This is a genomic window from Leisingera sp. XS_AS12 (genome assembly GCF_041224635.1).
GTDB lineage: Bacteria > Pseudomonadota > Alphaproteobacteria > Rhodobacterales > Rhodobacteraceae > Leisingera.
Genome location: NZ_JBGFGM010000107.1, coordinates 81,487 through 99,959 on the forward strand (window position 1 = coordinate 81,487; position 18,473 = coordinate 99,959).

The 18,473-nt window shown below is 59.6% G+C and carries 18 protein-coding genes and 2 tRNA genes; 7 read left to right on the forward strand and 13 right to left on the reverse strand.

The annotated features are described in order from the left end of the window. The first annotated feature begins 198 nt into the window (after positions 1-198). Positions 199-1,035 (forward strand): alkaline phosphatase family protein, encoded by an 837-nt coding sequence (locus AB9K35_RS14445; protein ID WP_369927114.1) that lies wholly within the window; start codon positions 199-201, stop codon positions 1,033-1,035. Positions 1,036-1,110: 75 nt separating this feature from the next. Here the strand turns inward: AB9K35_RS14445 and AB9K35_RS14450 are convergent, their stop codons facing one another. From AB9K35_RS14450 to AB9K35_RS14465, 4 genes are all read right to left on the reverse strand, one after another. Beyond that, complete coding sequence (locus AB9K35_RS14450; RefSeq protein WP_369927116.1) at positions 1,111-2,037, reverse strand: alpha/beta hydrolase; 927 nt, start codon at positions 2,035-2,037, stop codon at positions 1,111-1,113. 145 nt (positions 2,038-2,182) lie between these two features. Continuing rightward, positions 2,183-4,078, reverse strand: a complete 1,896-nt coding sequence (locus AB9K35_RS14455) for an acyl-CoA synthetase (RefSeq protein ID WP_369927118.1) — start codon at positions 4,076-4,078, stop codon at positions 2,183-2,185. A 221-nt stretch (positions 4,079-4,299) separates the two neighbouring features. Next, positions 4,300-6,099 (reverse strand): ABC transporter transmembrane domain-containing protein, encoded by a 1,800-nt coding sequence (locus AB9K35_RS14460; RefSeq protein ID WP_369927120.1) that lies wholly within the window; start codon positions 6,097-6,099, stop codon positions 4,300-4,302. A 233-nt stretch (positions 6,100-6,332) separates the two neighbouring features. Then, positions 6,333-6,406: transfer RNA gene (locus AB9K35_RS14465), tRNA-Gly, on the reverse strand. 181 nt (positions 6,407-6,587) lie between these two features. Here AB9K35_RS14465 and AB9K35_RS14470 point away from each other — a divergent pair. Both AB9K35_RS14470 and AB9K35_RS14475 read left to right on the forward strand, forming a co-directional pair. Further along, positions 6,588-7,301 carry a CbiX/SirB N-terminal domain-containing protein gene (locus AB9K35_RS14470; protein ID WP_369927122.1) on the forward strand — a complete coding sequence of 238 codons (714 nt, stop codon included), beginning with the start codon at positions 6,588-6,590 and terminating at the stop codon, positions 7,299-7,301. A 187-nt stretch (positions 7,302-7,488) separates the two neighbouring features. Next, positions 7,489-7,562 (forward strand) — tRNA-Cys (locus AB9K35_RS14475). 62 nt (positions 7,563-7,624) lie between these two features. Here AB9K35_RS14475 and AB9K35_RS14480 read toward each other — a convergent pair. Further along, positions 7,625-8,701, reverse strand: coding sequence for a tyrosine-type recombinase/integrase (locus AB9K35_RS14480; RefSeq protein ID WP_192966064.1), 1,077 nt, complete (start codon positions 8,699-8,701; stop codon positions 7,625-7,627). A gap of 429 nt (positions 8,702-9,130) precedes the next feature. Here AB9K35_RS14480 and AB9K35_RS14485 point away from each other — a divergent pair, with 429 nt between their 5' ends. Next, positions 9,131-9,478: a hypothetical protein gene (locus tag AB9K35_RS14485; RefSeq protein WP_170349194.1), complete on the forward strand. Its 348-nt coding sequence runs from the start codon at positions 9,131-9,133 to the stop codon at positions 9,476-9,478. Between the two features lie 2 nt (positions 9,479-9,480). Here AB9K35_RS14485 and AB9K35_RS14490 read toward each other — a convergent pair whose 3' ends face one another. Next, positions 9,481-10,122 (reverse strand): hypothetical protein, encoded by a 642-nt coding sequence (locus AB9K35_RS14490; RefSeq protein WP_082638137.1) that lies wholly within the window; start codon positions 10,120-10,122, stop codon positions 9,481-9,483. A 158-nt stretch (positions 10,123-10,280) separates the two neighbouring features. On the opposite strand from AB9K35_RS14490, the gene AB9K35_RS14495 reads away from it, so the two are divergent. Next, the gene (locus tag AB9K35_RS14495) at positions 10,281-10,493 is read left to right on the forward strand and encodes a helix-turn-helix domain-containing protein (protein ID WP_058260738.1); all 213 of its coding nucleotides are present in this window, start codon (positions 10,281-10,283) and stop codon (positions 10,491-10,493) included. A 2-nt stretch (positions 10,494-10,495) separates the two neighbouring features. Further along, the gene (locus tag AB9K35_RS14500) at positions 10,496-10,696 is read left to right on the forward strand and encodes a hypothetical protein (RefSeq protein WP_058260737.1); all 201 of its coding nucleotides are present in this window, start codon (positions 10,496-10,498) and stop codon (positions 10,694-10,696) included. A gap of 224 nt (positions 10,697-10,920) precedes the next feature. Here AB9K35_RS14500 and AB9K35_RS14505 read toward each other — a convergent pair whose 3' ends face one another. Further along, on the reverse strand, positions 10,921-11,361 hold the full coding sequence (locus AB9K35_RS14505) for a hypothetical protein (RefSeq protein WP_369835317.1): 441 nt from the start codon (positions 11,359-11,361) through the stop codon (positions 10,921-10,923). A 239-nt stretch (positions 11,362-11,600) separates the two neighbouring features. Here AB9K35_RS14505 and AB9K35_RS14510 point away from each other — a divergent pair, with 239 nt between their 5' ends. Beyond that, entirely contained in the window at positions 11,601-12,233 is a 633-nt protein-coding gene (locus AB9K35_RS14510) for a tyrosine-type recombinase/integrase (RefSeq protein WP_369835318.1), read from the forward strand. A 466-nt stretch (positions 12,234-12,699) separates the two neighbouring features. Here the strand turns inward: AB9K35_RS14510 and fba are convergent, their stop codons facing one another. From fba to ltnD, 6 genes are all read right to left on the reverse strand, one after another. Then, complete coding sequence (gene fba, locus AB9K35_RS14515; RefSeq protein WP_369835319.1) at positions 12,700-13,767, reverse strand: class II fructose-bisphosphate aldolase; 1,068 nt, start codon at positions 13,765-13,767, stop codon at positions 12,700-12,702. 66 nt (positions 13,768-13,833) lie between these two features. Next, positions 13,834-14,841, reverse strand: coding sequence for a class 1 fructose-bisphosphatase (locus tag AB9K35_RS14520; protein ID WP_369835320.1), 1,008 nt, complete (start codon positions 14,839-14,841; stop codon positions 13,834-13,836). Positions 14,842-14,885: 44 nt separating this feature from the next. Then, the gene (locus AB9K35_RS14525; RefSeq protein ID WP_369835321.1) at positions 14,886-15,644 is read right to left on the reverse strand and encodes a hydroxypyruvate isomerase family protein; all 759 of its coding nucleotides are present in this window, start codon (positions 15,642-15,644) and stop codon (positions 14,886-14,888) included. Continuing rightward, positions 15,641-16,291 carry an aldolase gene (locus AB9K35_RS14530; protein ID WP_369835322.1) on the reverse strand — a complete coding sequence of 217 codons (651 nt, stop codon included), beginning with the start codon at positions 16,289-16,291 and terminating at the stop codon, positions 15,641-15,643. Before AB9K35_RS14530 ends, AB9K35_RS14525 begins: the two co-directional genes overlap by 4 nt. Continuing rightward, positions 16,288-17,559, reverse strand: a complete 1,272-nt coding sequence (gene otnK / locus AB9K35_RS14535) for a 3-oxo-tetronate kinase (RefSeq protein ID WP_369835323.1) — start codon at positions 17,557-17,559, stop codon at positions 16,288-16,290. Before otnK ends, AB9K35_RS14530 begins: the two co-directional genes overlap by 4 nt. Next, complete coding sequence (gene ltnD / locus AB9K35_RS14540) at positions 17,556-18,473, reverse strand: L-threonate dehydrogenase (RefSeq protein ID WP_369835324.1); 918 nt, start codon at positions 18,471-18,473, stop codon at positions 17,556-17,558. Before ltnD ends, otnK begins: the two co-directional genes overlap by 4 nt.

The window sequence follows — 18,473 nt, forward strand, 5'->3', positions numbered from 1 at the left end:
CCTTTTTCTGACCTGCGATGCCGGGCCGTGCCGGATGAGGAAACCCACTGCACCTTGCGCGGTTTCGCCCCCTTCGCATCAAGAGACCTTTCCAGTGAAACAGCGCATTTGCGACATCATTCTTCGGGTTTGGACCGGCGCGGCTGCTCCTTGTCCGCATGATGGCCGTGAGGCGAATTGATCCCCAAAGGAGCATCCATGAATAGCAAGCTTCTTCTCATCATTCTGGACGGCGTGCCCTGGCGCAATTTTCGCCGTCTGTTCGGAAATCTGGAGGGATGGGTCGACAGCGGCGACGCCCGCGTCTGGAAGCTGCGCTCGGTGCTGCCGTCGATATCGGCCAGCTGCTATGCCTCGATCCACACCGGCGTGGCGCCAGCGGTCCATGGCTGCACCGGCAACGCCAATGTCTTCCGCCTGAAGGAAAAGGACGTGTTCTCGCAGGTGCGTGCCGCCGGGGGTGTGACCGGGGCCGTGGCGCACAGCTACTGGTCGTCCTTCTTCAATCGCCACCCCTTCGATCCGGTGCGCGATATCGAGTATGACGAACCGGACAGCGCCACCATCAACCACGGCCGGTTTCACAGCATGACCGGCTATGGCAAGGACAACCAGATGACGCCCTGCGACGTCGATCTGTTTGCCACGCTGACCAACCTGTGCATGCGCTTCGGCCTGGATTACGGCATGCTGCACACGTGCACGCTGGACAGCATGGGGCATCGCTTTTTCCACGACTGCCAGGAGATGGACCACGCCTGTTTCGTGATGGACGAAATGCTGGCGCCCTTCATCCACCGCTGGCGGGACATGGGATATGAGGTGATCGTGACCGCGGATCACGGCCAGGATGAACGCGGCCACCACGGCGGTCGCGATCCCCTGCAACAGGAAACGGCGCTCTACTACTTTGGCGAGGCTGCAGGGCCTGCGCGCGATGATGTCATCGATCAACGCCAGCTGGCGCCCACCATCCTGACCCGGCTGGGCGCCCCGGTAGCGGACACCATGACCGCCGCCTCCTTTTTGCAGTAACCCCAACTGGCGGTGGCCTGTACGCAGGGTCATCGCCCCAGGCCATCGCGCGGGGATCGTAACGGCGGAGCCCTATCAATCCTCGAAAGACCAGATCTCCTGACCAAGCGCTTCGATCGCAATCGAAATGCGCTCGAAACTGTCGCGCGCACGGCTGACGCTGTGGCGGGCCCTCAGATACCCGTGAACCAACCCGGACTCGTTGATCCAGTGCGCCTTGCCGCCCGCGGCCTGGATCCGATCACGGTAATGGCGCGAGTCGTCGCGCACGGGGTCGCAATCCGCCGTCACCAGGACCGTCGGCGGCAGGTCCGCAAAATCGCTGTCCTGCAGGGGCGAAAACCGGGGGTCTCCCGCCGGCACCGCGCCCCCCGCGCGCAGCTTGGTGTAATAGAGGATGTCTTCGCGCGTCAGCATCGGCGCATGGGCGTGTTCGACATAAGATCCTTCGTCCATATCGCCGCCAAGCGCCCCGTAGATCAGCACCTGCCCCAGAACCACCTCGCAACGGCCCCGGGCGTGATGCGCCACCGCCGCACACAGGTTCGCCCCGGCGCTGTCCCCCGCAAGGACAATACTGCGGCCAAAGGTCGTGCCCGCCCAAGTCAGCACCGCCCAGACGTCATCAAAGCTCGCCGGGTGCGGGTGTTCCGGTGCCAACCTGTAATCAACCGAGACCACGCGGTAGCCGGTCTGGGCACAGATTTCGGCGCAGACATCGTCATGGCTGTCCAGCCCACCGACCACGAAGCCGCCACCGTGACAGTAAAGCACCGTGCGGGTGGGATCGCCCGCGGTATATATCCGCACCGGCACATCGTGGGCGGTCTCGTCCTGCGTCGCGACCACATCCGGCCGGGGCATGCGAAACTCGCGCGCCATCGCGTCATAGATCTTGCGTTGCTCGGTGATCGGCAGCTCAACGGCGTCATCGGGATACAGTTCCCCGGTCTTCTGGATAAACTCCCAGGTTTCCTCGTCGATCAGCCTTTCGTAATCCATCCGTGCCTCCCGGTGGCCAGAGTTTTCCTGAGCCTAGGCGGGCTTGGCCGCAAATGGAATGGTTGAAAAAAAAGAGCGCCCCAAGAAGGGACGCCCCGTGTGGCCGAGATGATGGCCAATCGTGCCTGCATGACCTGTGCAGCGGTCAGCTTGCCGCAGCAGGCTCCCACGGGCGCGTGAAGCTGTTCAGCACCCCCGCAACCTCCGCCTCGGAGCTGCCATTGGCGGCAACCTGTGCCACCAAGCCACGTTTCTTGTCATCGACCACGGACGTGACCCGTGCCGCCACCCCGGCCTTCTCCAGCGCCTCATTGTAGACGCGGGTGATGGCCATCTTTCGCAGGTCCGGCTTGAACACCTTGCCGACCGCGGTCTTTGGCAGCTCGTCCAGCACCGTCAGATGCTTTGGGATCGCCGCGCGCTCATGGACATGAGTCGCGCAATAGTCGAGCAACTCCTTCTCGGACACGCTGGCACCATCGACCAGTTCGACATAGGCGCAGGGCAGTTCGCCCGAATGGGCATCCGGCTGGCCAATGGCCCCGGCAAAGGCGACCGCCTCATGCCCCAGAAGCGCCTCTTCGATCTCCGCCGGGTCGATGTTGTGGCCGCCGCGGATAATCAGGTCCTTGGCGCGACCGGTGATCCAGAGATAGCCATCCGCATCGATCCGCCCGAGGTCGCCCGTGCGCAGGAACTTGTCCTGGTAGTACAACCCCACGTTCTTGTCCGCTTCGGTGTAGGTATGCCCGGCATAGACACCCGGGTTCGAGACGCAAATCTCGCCCACCTCGTCCACGCCGCATTCCCGCGCGCCCGCACCGTTCTGCTGCACGATGCGCACATCCGTATAGGGAAAGGGAATACCGACGGAGCCGACCTTCTTCTCGCCACCGGGCGGGTTGCAGGACACAAGGCAGGTCGCCTCGGTCAGCCCGTAGCCCTCGACGATGGCCACGCCCGAGGCGGCCTCGAATCGCTTGAACAGCTCCATCGGCATCGGGGCCGACCCGGAGAAGGCGGTTTTCACGGTGGAGATATCCGCATCGACCTCGCGCTGCATCAGCGCCGAAACCGCGGTCGGCACGGTGATGATGAAGGTGATCTTCCAGCGTTCGATCAGCTTCCAGAAGTTGTCGAACACGCCTTCGCCGCGGTAGCCCTGCGGGGTCGGGAACACCACATGTGCGCCCGACGCGATTGCCGCCATTACGATCACATGCACGGCAAACACATGGAACAGCGGCAAAGGACACATGATGTTGTCCTCTTCGCTGAACAAAAGCGTATGCCCCAGCCAGCCGTTGTAGATCAGGCCCGAATACTTGTGCTGCGCCACCTTGGGCATGCCGGTGGTGCCGCCGGTGTGGAAATAGCACGCAACCCGGTCGCCCGCGGAATCGGCAAAGGCCAGCGTTTTGGGCTGTTTCGCCATCTCCTTGGCAAAGCTGAGGTATTTCGCCTGCGGCGCACGCGCATCGGCGGCCAGCTTGGGCCGGATCAACGGCACGATCCAGGACTTCGGCGGCGTCAGGTAGCGGTTCAAATCCACCTCCAGCACCGTCGAGACATCCGGCGCATGGCGCACCGCCTCCGCCACCTTCTGGGCCACATCGGTCTTGGGGAAAGGGCGCAGCGTGACGACGACCTTGGCGCCGGTCTCGCGCAGGATCGAGGCGATCTGCTCTGCGTCCAGCAGCGGGTTGATCGGGTTGACGATCCCCGCGACGGCCCCGCCCAACATGGTCACCAGCGTCTCGTTACAGTTGGGCAGCACATAGGCGACCACGTCCTGCTCGCCCACGCCCAACGCTCGGAACAGGTTGGCGGCCTGGCTGACCTGATCCTTCAGCGTGGACCAGGTCAGCGTTTCCGCCTTGTCCTGCGGACCCGAGAATATCTGATAGCTGACCGCGTTGCGGTTCGGAAACTTGTCCGCAGTTCGCGACAGCAACCCATAAAGCGTGGCTGGCAGGCCGCGCTCCTCAAACGGCATCTCTGCCTGCAGCGCGTCTCTGTCCGCCTTGCCGGAAAAAACCATGAAACTCCTCCCTTGTCCCCCGATGCATCGCGGGATGTGTTCTTGTTCTGCCAGATTATTGCAAACCGCATTTGGCGCAAGCGTCGGGGCGGTTCACGCAAAGTCACCTTGCGCTGTGACGTCACGCCATTTCTCTCCGCCCGCGCCTGAACACCCGCCGCGCGCGCCGCGCGGTCGGTCGCCGGGACCTAACCCGGCGCGGTTCCTCGATGCCCTGCGGATTACTGCGCGGCCATGCCTTCGGTGAATTGCAACCGGGCCAGACGCGCATAAAGCCCGCCTTCGGCCACCAGCTCATCGTGGGTGCCGGTGGCAACGATGCGCCCCTGATCCATCACCACGATGCGGTCTGCCTTCTTCACCGTCGCCAGCCTATGCGCCACGATCAGCGTGGTACGGCCCTGGCTCAGCTCATCAACCGCGGCCTGCACCAGGCGTTCGCTCTCGGCATCCAGTGCCGAGGTTGCTTCGTCCAGCAGCAACACCGGCGCGTCACGCAGAATGGCGCGGGCGATGGCGATGCGTTGCTTCTGACCGCCCGACAACATCACGCCGCGCTCTCCGAGGAAACTGTCGTAGCCTTCCGGCAGCTTCTGGATGAACTCATGCGCTGCTGCCGCCTGCGCCGCCGCTTCCACCTCGGCATCGGTGGCATCGGGGCGACCAAATCGGATGTTGTCACGCGCCGAGGCGGCAAAGATCACCGGATCCTGCGGCACCAGCGCGATGTGACGCCGGAACTCGTCGCGCCGAAGATCGGTCAGCGGCACGCCGTCCAGCTTCACCGCGCCGCTGTTGGGATCGTAGAACCGCTGCAGCATCTGGATGATGGTGGTCTTGCCTGCCCCGGACGGGCCGACAAAGGCCACGGTTTCGCCCGGCGCGACCGTCAGCGACACCCCGTCGAGCGCCGGAACATCCGGCCGCGACGGATAGCGGAAAGACACATCCTCGAACTCAATGCCCCCGCGCACCGGCTGCGGCAGCTGGCGCGAGGAAACCGGGTCCCGCACCGTGTCCTCGGCATTCAGCAGTTCGACCAGCCGCTCGGTCGCGCCGGCAGCGCGCTGCAACTCGCTCCAGATCTCCGACAGCGCCGCAACCGACCCTGCCACCAGCACCGCGTAGATCACGAACTGGATCAACGTGCCCTCGCTCATCACCCCGGCACGCACGTCGTTGGCCCCCATCCACAAGACGCCCACGATGCCCGAGAACACCAGGAAAATCACGATCACGGTCAGCTGCGCGCGGGTACGGATGCGGCGCCGCGAGACTTCGAACGCGGTCTCCGTCATGCGGGCAAAGTCCGCCCGGCTCCGGTCCTCGTGACTGAAGGCCTGCACCGTCTGCACCGCCCCCAGGGCTTCGCCCGCGTTGCCGGAAGAGGCCGCGATCCAATCCTGATTTTCCTTGCTGATGCCGCGCAGGCGGCGCCCCAGGAACAGGATCGGCACGATCACCGCCGGCACGATCAACAACACCATCAGCGTCAACTTCGCCGAGGTCAGTAGCATGAGCACCATGCCACCAAGGAAAATCAACAGGTTGCGCAGGGCAATTGATACGGAGGATCCCAGAACTGACTGAATCAGGGTGGTATCGGTGGTGATCCGGCTCAGCACCTCGCCGGTCATGATACGCTCGTAGAAGGCGGGGCTCATGCCGATCACCCGGTCGAAAACCGCCTTGCGGATGTCGGCAACCACCCGCTCACCCAGCCGCGTGACCAGCGCGTAACGCAACCCGGTGCCCACCGCCAGCAAGGCCGCGATCACCAGGGCCGCGCTGAAATACAGGTTCAACAGCTCCGAATCCGACACCCGGAAATTGTCGACCACCCGCCGCACCGCCAACGGCAGCGTCAATGACAGCCCGGCCGTCATGACCAACGCACAGGTCGCCGCAAACATCAGCAACCGGTAGGGCCGCATGAAGGGCCACAGGGCTGCAAGTACCCCGATCTTGCGTGAGGTTGCCCGCTCCTGTTCAGAGTTCGGGGCTGCCGGTTTGCGCGCCATGCCGGTTCCTTTTGCACTGTGGGCAGGCGGGGGAGCGACCCCCGCACATTCGTCAGGGTTCATGGCCCTCTCGGCCCGGCAGGTCAAGCGCACAGCCCGTGCAAATGCCTCTTCTGGCCCGTTTCCGGGCGCGTCACACTGTATCACCGTGTCACGCAAAGGCCGAGGGCCACCGCCCAGGCAACAGGCGGGGATATCCGCCAAACGGTAGACTGCGAAGATCAGGGAGAGTTTGGAGCGGGTAGCGGGAATCGAACCCGCACCTTAAGCTTGGAAGGCTCTTATGATACCATTTCACCATACCCGCTCGGAGTATTTGCTGATTTATGGGAAGCGTTCGGGAAGGTCAACCACCTTGTAACAGGGATTTTTCCGCCACGGCCAAAAAGTGAGTTTCACCTTGCGCCCGAGCCGCCAAACCCGTCAGATATCACGATAAACCCGCCCTGCCCAACGCCTGTCGACCGGCGAACCTGAAGGAAGCGACCGTGAGCCAATCCCAGCGCACCGCCGTCATCACCGCCCACGGCCAGCCCTCCGCACCCGCCCCGGCCGAGGCCGACCTGGCAGCCGTGGCGCAGGCTGTTTCCGCGTTTTTGCCCGACTGGGACGTCCGCTCCGCCACCCTCGCCAGCCCCGGTCAGCTGGAAGCGACAGTGACGCCGGGCGCGATCATTTACCCCTTCTTCATGTCCCGTGGCTGGTTCACGTCCAAGGTGTTGCCAGAGCGGCTCTCAGACATCCCCTGCCACGTCGCGTCACCGTTCGGGCTCGATCCCGCGCTGCCGCAGCTGGCCGCGCAGGCGGTGTTGCAGTCTGCCAAAGAGCTGGCATGGCCAGCGACAGAGGATCTGCATCTGTTGCTCGCAGCCCATGGCTCCGCCCGCGGTCCCAAGGCGGCCGAGGCGGCCGAGGCCTTCGCCGCGCAGTTGCGGCCCCACCTGCCCGGCTGGACGGTGTCGATCGGCTATGTCGAACAGGCCCCCCGGCTCGCCGAGGCGGCACGGCAGCTGCCCCCCGGCAGCCTTTGCCTGCCCTTTTTCGCGCAGGCCGGTGACCACGTGCGACAGGACATCCCCGAAGCATTGGAAGACGCGGGTTTCTCCGGCCAAGTGCTGCCGGTGACCGGCGCCCTGACCGGGGTGCCGCAACTGATTGCCAAAGCCATCGAGCGCACCGCCCTTGAAAACCAAGACGCATGACGACTTGCCCTGCTGCGCGCTCATAATGCCCCGCCGCTGAGAGCCCCGGCTGGCGAGGTGCTTTGCCCAAGTACGCGCTTAGGAGCAGATGAAACGCCGACGCTTTGTGCATGTTTAGGCTTGTACTGCGCCGTGAATCACGGTACTCCCCGCTACACACCACAAGGACCTTAGAAATAAGGCAAAAGGCGAGTTGGCGGAGTGGTGACGCAGCGGATTGCAAATCCGTGTACACCGGTTCGATTCCGGTACTCGCCTCCATTTAAAAACAATCACTTACATCACTCCTTGCCGTGCTTGAGGCCCTGCGTTTACAGGGGCGTTTACATTTTTGTGTCTTGAGACAGTGATTTCGCTCGATTGAGCTTGCGCAGAACCGCATCGCTTTCGTCCGGGCTAACCTGCGCATAATGCTCGATAACCTGCGCCGCGTAGCGAACCGACCACCCCATCAGCACCGCAATCTGGCGCAGAGACAGATCGGCATTTAGCAATCTTGTCGCCGCCGTCCCGCGCGTATCAGACAGAGTCTTCTCCCTGCCATCGATCCAAGGGGGGATCTGAGCTTCGCGCCGCCACTTGGTGATCTGGTTCGATGCCCAACGGGCCGTCAAAGGCCTGCCAAGCTCTGATACCAGCAGCACATCTTGGCCCTCCGGCGTCTCTGCGATCAGTTTCTCAAGTGCCGATGTGGCCGGGATATATGCGATCTGGCCGCGCTTACTGGTCCTGAAGCGAAGGCGCTTGCCGTGCGGCGTGTCTTCGAATTGGTCCATTTTAACCTGAACCAGATCGGCCGCTCGCAAGCCGGTTTCGCATCCTGCGGTCAGGATCCTCTGCACCCATTTCGGCGCGTGCTTATTGAACTGCGCTATGTCGCCACTCGTCCAAATGATCTCAGTCCGGTTCGATTGGTAGAGCTTCTTGAGCTTGTGACAGTGATGCTCTTTCAGCTTTCCCTCTTCCACCGCCCAATTCAGAACGCGTGTCGCATGGGTGCCCGCCATGTCGTGCTGCTTGGGCGAATGGAGCCACTTCTTGCGCCAATTATTGACCTCGCCCCGCGAGGCGCGTTCTTCGAACATCGCGACAGGATCTGCACCGAATTCTTCGCGAAACAGCTCCAGCCATTTGCGGATATCAGCCTTTGAACGCTCAGCCTTGGGCAAGGACGCGCTGGACAGAAAATCGTCGACCAAGTGAGTCGTCAGATATTCAGCCGGGCTCACGGGCGTACCGCACTGTGAAAACGCATGGAAGAATTCGGGCTCTTTGGGGTTCGGGTCCGTCCCCTCCCAAAATTTGGGGCCGCCCCGCCAGGCATAGAAATGGTAGCGAACACCAGACACAACTTTGCGCCGGACACGGTGGACGCCCTTGGGAAGGTTACTTCTGGGCACGGCGCGCTCTCCGCTGTGCAACGAGGCTCGGTTGCGAAGTGGCCTCGCGTTCTGCCGCGCTGATGCCCTGAACAGCATCCAATCGCGCGCGAATGAGTTTCGGGTCATACCACCCGCGCCGCCCTGGCACCGGAGCGATACCCGTCCTACGGCAGAAGTCATAGAAGGACGCGCTCGGCTCACTGTAGCCGAAGAGAAGCGCAAGCTCTGGGGTCGGAATCAGCTGAATATGGCTTGGGCTCATTTTTCAGCCCTCTCACCCACGGCTTCTTGCCGCGACATGGCTGCCCGCAAACAAGACACCACCTGAGCGCCCTGTGAGCGTAAGTTGCGCACAGCCTCCTCTTCGAGCCAGGCTTTCACGTCCGCTGGAAGGTTAAGTTTGAACTGGGTTGTCTTCATATTTACACCTCAACAAAAGGACATAAAATGTCCATATCATTGAGGACAAATATTGTCCATCATGCAATCATGAAAGAAGAAGCCTTGGTCCAATTCAAACTCTTGCTTCCTGCCGCGCTCAAGAAGCGTCTGGAAACGCATGCCACACTGAACCGGCGCAGCCTGTCTCAGGAAATCGTCGTCGCCCTAGAGGAGAAGTATCCGGCCGCAGAACCGGATGCGACATCCGATCCAGCGGCCCGTATGCTGTTCTGGCTCGCCAAACGCATCCGTCGAAGAAACCCAAAGCCTGGGACGCCAAGGGACAAACAAGCCGCGCTATATGAACGCATTGCGGGCGATATCGCGGAACGCATGAAAGACATCGGCGAATAACCCTAGTAGGCCACCCACTCATATCCGTGGTTGCCCTCGTGATCTTCCCATTCCACGCCAACTCCTCGTCGCCAATTCGATGATGAACAGCGCCGTGACGGCAGAACCCATTGCGGGGCGGCCGCTGGTGTCGTGCTTTGCCAGCCGAATTCGCCCTGCGTGCCATAGGTCCCGAGGCGCATGTTGTAACTCTCAGAACAATCATCGTCGCGACCGCGTTCGCGATGGCTGTAGTGCCGAACATCCCAGACACGAATCGAGCGTACGAAATCGAATTCCAGACCACTGATGTCGATATCGGCACCACCTTCGACTACCTGTGCCAGAATGACTTGTGCGAGCTGCTGACCTGATTGGTTGCTGGCCTCCCAGATTTTCGGGGCCGTGCTTTGCAAAGGCACACGCTCAGAAACACCCATCGGACAACGCCAGATTTGCAACGGCGGCTCAATCGGCCAGGGCGTGATCCGACGGATAAACACGGCACGGGCATGGGCACATTCTGCTGACGCGGGCCACCCACCAGCCAGGCAAAGCAGAATGGCGCAGTCAACCTGATAGGCCTTAGCCGCCTGCGGAGCCACAGCTGAGAGCAGAGCCACGACAGCTCCAGCGCTCCAATTTCTGATAAGTCTGGACCACATATCAATAAATGCCTTTCGACTACATTGCTGCATTATTGTTAAGCTACCTGAAATCCCGACCTTTACACCATATGCGAGCATAGTGTTTGTGATGCTCGCGCGCGTTTTGTGGAATATATTCCGTAGAGCGGTTCTTGTGATCTGGCCGAATAGAGGCCATGAAATTACGGGAACGAGTAGGGTTAAATGTCCGGAATCTAAGAAATTCCAGAGGATTGAGCCAAGAACAGCTAGCTTTGGCTGCGGATGTAGATCGCAGCTATATCAGCGAGATCGAACTCGCCAAAAATTCAGCATCAATCGATGTTCTGGAGCGGATCGCACTTGCTCTCGAAATCGACCCACAAGAGTTATTAAACAAGAGGGGCTGATATTGCCCGAAATTACGAGTGTTCGCACAACGGCCGAAGCCATCGGCCGTATTTCATGCATCAAAACAGGTGAAGAAATCGGCCTTCTGTATCGCTGGGACAACGGCGAGACGCAGGCTGCGTTGCACAATGACGGCGAGCCTATAGCGCAACACAACTCAGAGCTTACCACTGAACCAGACATTGGTGGAAAACGCAGCTAACGGCCGGAAAGAGCCCATACCAGACCTATGGACATCTTGCTGCATGCGCTCGCAGCACCAAATTTTCTGCGCAAGCGTAACTTTCCACGATGCGGTGCAGCGTCGTTTCCGGCCATTCGTCCTAAGCGCGGCAATTATAAAACAGCAGATTCACAGGTTGCGGACTTTCCTGACCTTGGTTGATTTTTGGCAAACGGCTGCTCTTACTCAGGAAGCCGCAATATTCAGGTTTCGGGAACACAGAAGTCGACGAGGTATAACGCACCTTGATCCGTGTAAATGTTAACAGCGCCACTTCCTCGAACAGTAAAGCTCTCCTTGGCGCAAAACGTAACCGCTGCCCTCGCAAAAGCATTAATTTGTTCGGGGTTTGTGTTAGTCACATCAGAGGCGGTCAGAAGGTCTATGCCTGTCCCGGATATCATAACAGCAGGCTCTATACTGTTTTCATAAATCAGCCCGACAGGACCACCATAAATAATGGGGCTGCCGTTACGCTCAAATCCCCAAACGACGCCCGAGACGCGTACGGCAGTGTATTGAAATGTATAGATTTCAGTTGGGCGATCAGGAAAGGGTGCGATGTTTTGCAGAGGGCCGACCGTGTCGCATCCGACAATAGTCATTAGAAGTATGTATTTGAAATTTTTGAATAACTTCAGCATCCGTAGCAGGTCCCTTAAACGTTCTTAACTTTTGCTCGCGACAGGCGGATCAATCTGTCTATAGCAGACATTAATGCAGTGCGCAGTATCGGTTTGATTGGGCTCTGAGCAGCCTAATGCGCTCGCAGAGATGGCCTGTATTAGTTCCTTCTGACACCGGTCATTCAATCCGATGCTATGTTTTTGGCGTCAGCGCGGTGCTGACGTCTGGGTTTGGAGGGAGGATTGGAGGGCATGTTATGCCAAGAGTCCAACTTCCTGCAGTCACCCCTAAGCGCAAAGCCTGGAACAAAGGGCGGATCATCGGACAGAAACGACCGCTGCTTCCCAAACAGGTCTGGGCGATCCGCGCACGCCTTGAACTTGCTAGCTATCCCCGCGATCTTGCGCTGTTCAACGTTGCGATTGATAGCAAACTTCGCGGTTGTGATCTGGTCAAACTCATCGTCACGGACCTAGTGAAAGAAGATCGCGTTCGCGAACGGGTATCGGTGATCCAAAGCAAAACCAAAAAGCCGGTGCAGTTCGAACTGACTGAAAACACGCGCGATTCAGTCTTGGCATGGGTTAAATCGCCGGAGATGTTTGCTGGCCGGTTCATGTTTCCAAGCCGTTTCCACGATCGACCACACATCTCAACTCGGCAATACGGTCGGCTCGTCCGTGATTGGGTGACATCGATTGGGTTGGAGCCGAGCGCCTATGGCACTCATTCACTCCGCCGGACCAAGGCTTCGGAAATCTACCGCAAAACGGGCAACCTTCGCGCTGTGCAGCTTTTGCTTGGCCATACGAAGGTCGATAGCACAGTTCGTTACCTTGGTGTTGAACTGGAAGATGCGCTGAGCATCGCTGAGCGGATCGACATCTGACCCATGTTGGCGGACGGCACTCGCCGTTCGCCAATTTAGAACAGACCTACGACCTCGCAGCAGCGAAAGCTGACAGCGAGCCCATACCAGACCTATGGACATCTTGCTGCATGCGCTCGCGGCAGGAAAGGTTCCGCACGTGCAAAAATTTCTCTGCTGCGAAGCGGCGGGGGACACCGGTTGTTCGTGCTTGGCGAAGTGAATATCAAACGACCAAGTTCAAGTCGCGAACCAATCTGCCGTTCGTCGTGCCTGCTTGGTCATCGCTGCAGCGGCTGAAGTACTTAGAAGTAGGGCGGACAACCGAAACTCTTTGCGAAAACAGCCTACAATACCGAATTAGTTGTAAGCAGACGGAGTGGATATCCTGATACAAAAATAGGCGGCACTATATGGTCTCGTCGCGTGCCTGCAGTCGTTGCGCGCCCGAAGCAGGCAATGGAGATCAAGACGAAAGGGTGAGGTCTCAGCGTCCTAAAGAGGGTTTCATGCTTCCGGATTGGTATCGTTGGGCCATGTCCGAGAGCGGAATGGACGAGATTTTTGACGCCATTCCGGCGCAGCCAAACCGTTCAAACCGGTCGAAACAGACCGCCGACATGGCTTCCACGCCCGGCGCCAGATATTTCCGGGGATCGAATTGCCCCTTGTCCTCGGCAAACACCTTACGGATCGCGCCGGTGAGGGCCATGCGCAGGTCGGTGTCGATGTTCACCTTGCGCACCCCATGCTTGATGCCCAGTTCTATCTCTTCCAAGGGCACGCCCCAGGTTGGGGCGATTTCACCCCCATGTTCGTTGATGATGTCCTGCAGTTCTTGCGGAACAGAGGAGGAGCCGTGCATTACAAGGTGCGTGTCCGGCAGTTTGGCGTGGATCGACTTGAGCGCGTCCATGGCGAGGATATCGCCATCCGGTTTGCGGGTGAACTTGTAGGCCCCGTGGCTGGTCCCGATGGCGACGGCGAGGGCGTCGACCTCGGTGCGCCGCACAAATTCTACAGCTTCATCTGCATCCGTCACGAGCTGGTCCCGACTCAATTCTCCATCGAATCCATGACCGTCTTCCGCCTCACCCTTGCCGGTTTCCAGAGAGCCTAGATGCCCGATCTCGCCCTCTACTGAAGCACCGACAAGGTGGGCCATTTCGCTGACCTTTGCTGTCACGTTTACGTTGTATTCGAAGTCCGAAGGCGTGGTGCCATCATCGGTCAAAGACCCGTCCATCATGACCGAGGAAAAGCCGTTCACAAGTGCCGAAAGGCAAGTTTGCGGAGAATTTCCATGGTCCTGGTGCATGCAAATCGGCAAATGCGGATACATCTCAATCGCAGCACGAATAAGGTGTGCGAGAACGATGTCGTTGGCGAATGCCCGCGCCCCACGGCTGGCCTGCATAATGACCGGGCTGTTCGCTTTGTCGGCCGCTTTCATGATGGCCAGCATCTGTTCCATATTATTGACGTTAAATGCCGGGAGGCCGTAGTCATGCTCGGCGGCGTGATCAAGAAGTTGGCGAAGGGAAATCAGGGGCATTTCAAGCGCTCCATTGCGGCGCAACGCGCCAGAAAAATTGAAGAAAGCGGCTCAAGGGGGCTGTGGTTAGCTCTCGCGGTGATATCGCTCCAGAACGGCTACTTCCTCTTTCGAACCAAGGATCACGGGAACACGTTGATGATGCGCGTTGGGTTGCACATCCAAAATGCGTTCGGTTCCCGTAGACGCGGAACCACCTGCCTGTTCGACAACCAACGCCATCGGGTTGGCCTCGTACATCAGGCGTAGCTTGCCGCCGTCGGCATTATTGCCTGCGTCCCGTGGATAGAGAAATACGCCACCACGGATCAGGATCCGGTGCACTTCAGCGACCATCGAAGCGGTCCAGCGCATGTTGAAGGTCTTTTCACGGGGGCCGTTTTTACCTTGGATGCACTCGTCGAAATAGCGCCTCACCGGCTGATCCCAGAGTGAGTAACGAGAGGCGTTGACTGCAAATTCGCCCGTGGCCTCGGGGATAACCATATCAGGGAAGGTCAGGCGGAACTCTCCGGTGCCCTGCTGATGCGTAAAACCATGCACGCCATTGCCAGTCGTGATGACGAGAGCCGTCGAAGGGCCATAGATCGCATAACCGGCACTGATCTGTTCCGCGCCGGCGCGCAGCACGGACCGGTCGTCGGTGGCATCAATAGCTGTGGGAAGTTGCGAGATCGAGAAGATCGACCCGACGGAGAGGTTCACGTCGAGGTTTGAAGACCCATCAAGCGGGTCGAAATAGACGAGGTAATCCCCGGCTTCAGGCTTGTCTTTCAGCCAATAAACCTCGTCGACCTCTTCCGAAACCAGCGCAGCAACGCGCCCGCAGTTCGAACAGTGTCGTACGAAGACATCGTTGGCGATCACATCGAGCTGCTTTTGCGTCTCCCCCTGAACATTAGTTGATTTCGTAGCTCCCAGCCTGCCAGCGAACGCCCCGCCGCGAATTTGGTGAGAGATGATCCGACAAGAGGTCGCAATGTCTTCCATAAGGAAGATCAGATCCTTGTCCAGTTGGTGCTGACTTCGCTGGGACAAAAGAAATTCGCGAAAGGTGATCTGATTGGCGTTCATGGTACAGGCCTTTTCTTTGAAGGGGCGACACAGACGCCCAAGTGTCAGGCGTCGTTCATCCAGCTCAGCGTCGCATCCGTGCCGCCGCCGGGCTTGTATTCGGCTCCCAGGGGCGCGTCATATCCCAGCCGCGCGATGGTGCTGAAGATGTGGGCGTAGTTGACCTCGCCGTTGTCCGGAGCCCCCCGATCGGGGACAGAGGCGAACTGGATATGACCAATTGAGGGCAGGAGCGCTTCGATCCGGTGGGTCAGGTCACCCTCCATCAGCTGCACGTGGTAGCAATCAAACATTAGTTTCAGGTTCGTGGTCCCGACGTCGGCGATCACGGCCAGCGCTTGATCGGTCGTGGTCAGGAAATAGCCCGGTGCGTCATATCTATTCAACGGCTCGATCAGGATCGTGATCCCGTAGGGGGCCGCCTTTTCGCAAGCGTAGCGCAGGTTTTCGACGAAGGTCTCATGGGCATCGCGGCCCTCCGCAAACCCGGCCATGACGTGAATGTTGGGCGTGTTGATCGCGACCGCATAGGCAATCGCCTCATCAATGGCGGCGCGCGCGTCTTTGTCGCGCCCGGGCAACGCAGACAATCCGTTCTCGCCGCTCGCTAAATCCCCGCGCCGGGTGTTGAGCCCCAACATGCGCAGGCCGGTTTCTTGCAGGGCCGCCGTCACATCCCCGGCGGGCACATCGTAGGGCCAATGGCATTCCACGGCGCTAAACCCTGCTGCCTTGGCCGCATGGATCGCGTCAGGCAAAGGCCGGTCCGCCCACAGAAACCCCAAGTTCGCAGAAAATCTCATTGGTCCCACTCCACATCAAATTTTGTGATCAAGGCCTGCTGCTGCGCCTGTGTCAGCATCCGCGGGTTCATGCCACGCGTGAGCATGGCCAGTCGCGCGGTGTCTTCGAGCTCTTCGATGGCATTGCAGGCGGCTTCGATATCCTTGCCCGCAACAACCGGCCCGTGATTGGCCAGCATGACCGCACTACGCTTACCGGCAAGCCCACGCACTGCCTCCCCCATTGCCGGATCCCCGGGCAAGAAGAACGGCAGCAACTTGACCTTCCCCAGCTTCATGATTCCGTAAGGCGTTAATGGGGGCAAGAAATTGTCTTCATCGGTGTCCGGCATAAGCGACAGCGCGACCGAGTGACAGGAATGTAAGTGCACCACTGCACCTGCCGTGCTGCGTGTGTCGTAGAATGCCGTGTGAAGTGGCATTTCCTTCGTCGGCTTGTCGCCGTCGATGTGGTTTCCCATCGCGTCAAATCGGCTGAGTCTACCAGGATCGAGCCTACCGAAGCTTGTCCCGGTAGGGGAGACCAGAAGCCCGCCGTCTTCTGTTCGGGCAGAAATGTTGCCGGTGCTGCCACCGGTCAGGCCGCGATCAAACATCGACTTTGCCAGCAGGCAGATTTGCTCGCGCAGTTTTGCTTCGCTTGTCATACTGCGTCCAGCTTTTCTTGGGCATAGGTAAAGAAGGTTTCTGTCCCGAAATTGCCGGACTTGAGAGTCAGGGCAATCTGATGCCCGCCCGACTGGCAATAGGTCCAAGGGACACCCGGTGCAATTTCTGTCCCAATATCAAGCTGGGTCACACCAAGCGCCTTGGTCACGGCCCCCGACGTCTCACCGCCCGCAACGATGACACGGCGCGCACCTTTATCCCGTGCCGCCACAGCACAAGCTGATAGGGTGGCCTCTACAATCTCTCCGGCACCTGCCACGCCCAGTTTTTCCTGTGCTGCGCGAACGCTTTGCGGGTTGGCTGTTGCATAGATGATCGGAGCTTGGTCGAGATCTTGCCTGGACAACCAATCAAGCGCTTTTTGCGGGCCGTTCTCGGCCAAAGCCAGCGGGTCCAACTGGAACGCCGGAACGCCGCGACTTGTGTAGTCGGCCACCTGTTTGTTTGTCATGGCGGAGCAACTGCCGGACAGCACAATCGTTGCCGCCCCCAGTTCAGGCGCCTCCGCCTTGCGGGCGTCCGCCGACAGGGTTCCATCGGCCAAATAAAGCGCCGGAAGCGGCATAGCCACGGCACTTCCGCCCGTCATAAGCGGCATATCACGACAGGCTTCGGCGATGATCCCCAGATCCGAATTGGCAACGGCATCAACCACCACATGCGCCACGCCTTTGGCTTTGAGTTGGTCAAGTTCATTTCGAAGGGCGTCGGTTCCTTGCGCCACGGTCAACCTGTCGGCCAGACCGACCGGGCGGGTGACCTGCGGCTGCAGAAGCCGCATCAGGTTGCTGTCACGCATCGGGGTCAGCGGGTGATCCTTCATCGGGCTTTCTGCCAAAGGCTGCTGTCCGACAAACAGATTGCCCATAAAGATGGCGCGCCCGTTTTCGGGGAAAGCCGGACAATAGATCGTCTGGTCAGTGCCAAGGTCGGCCATCAGCGCCTCGGCGACGGGGCCAATATTGCCTTCCGCTGTCGAGTCGAAGGTGGAACAGTATTTCCAGAAAAACCTCTGCGCCCCTGCTGCCTGCAACCACTTCAACGCGGCTCGGGTCTCGGCGAGGGCCTCATCAACCGGTGCAGTACGAGACTTTAGTGCGATGACTTCGAATGCGGCAGTGTCAGAAGGCGGGCTATCGGGAACACCGATGCGCAGGGAGACGCGTACACCACTTCGTGCGAGCAAGCCCGCAAGATCGGTTGCGCCCGTAAAGTCATCGGCGATGCAGCCAAGGATGGTGGTCATGCGTCCTCTCCCGGCAGGGTCAATCCAGCGTTGCGGGCATACACCTTGGCGACTGCGGCGTCGTCTTCTTGCCCATGTCCCATTCCGGCAGCTGCAACGAATTGCTGTAGCGCCGCCGCAGTAATGGGTGCGCTGAACTGTGCTGATTTTGCGATATCGAGCACGATGCCAAGGTCCTTGGGCCATATGTTGACCGAACTATGCGGCGTGTAGTCCCCCGCCACGATATGTGGCGCGCGGTTCTCGAGCATCCAACTGGTTCCGGCGCATTTACTGATAACTTCAACAAACTTCTCAGGAGCCACGCCTTGGGTCATGCCAAAGGTCAGAGCCTCAGCCATGGTGGCGATATGGACGCCAGCCAAAAGCTGGTTCACTGCTTTCATCGCGCTACCAGCCCCAACTTCGTCACCAAGCTCGAAAACCGTTTCGGCGATGCTGTCCAGCAGCGGGCGCGCGGAAGAAAATGCCTGCACGGAGCCGGACGCCATAATCGAAAGTTGACCGCTGGCGGCTTTGATCGACCCCCCGGAAATCGGCGCATCAAGATAGTGAACGCCGCGTTCATCGCACCTTGTGGCCATGTCTTTAGCGAAGGCCGGAGGGACGGTCGCGCAGGCCAGCACAACCGCGCCAGGTTTCAGTTTCGCAACGATGCCGTCTTCTCCGAACAGAACGCTTTCGGTTTGGGCGGCATTCAATACCACCACCGCAATGGCATCCAGCGTTTCGGCGACCTCAGAAAGAGGAGCATCTTGCCCCCCCTCGGCTTTAAACTTGGCGATCTGGTCCGGGTTGATATCAACGCCCCAGACCTTGTGCCCACCACGCAGTGCTGAAGCGGCCATGCCATACCCCATCGAACCAAGGCCGATAATCGCGACATTTGTAGAGTTCTTGGTATCTATGGTCAT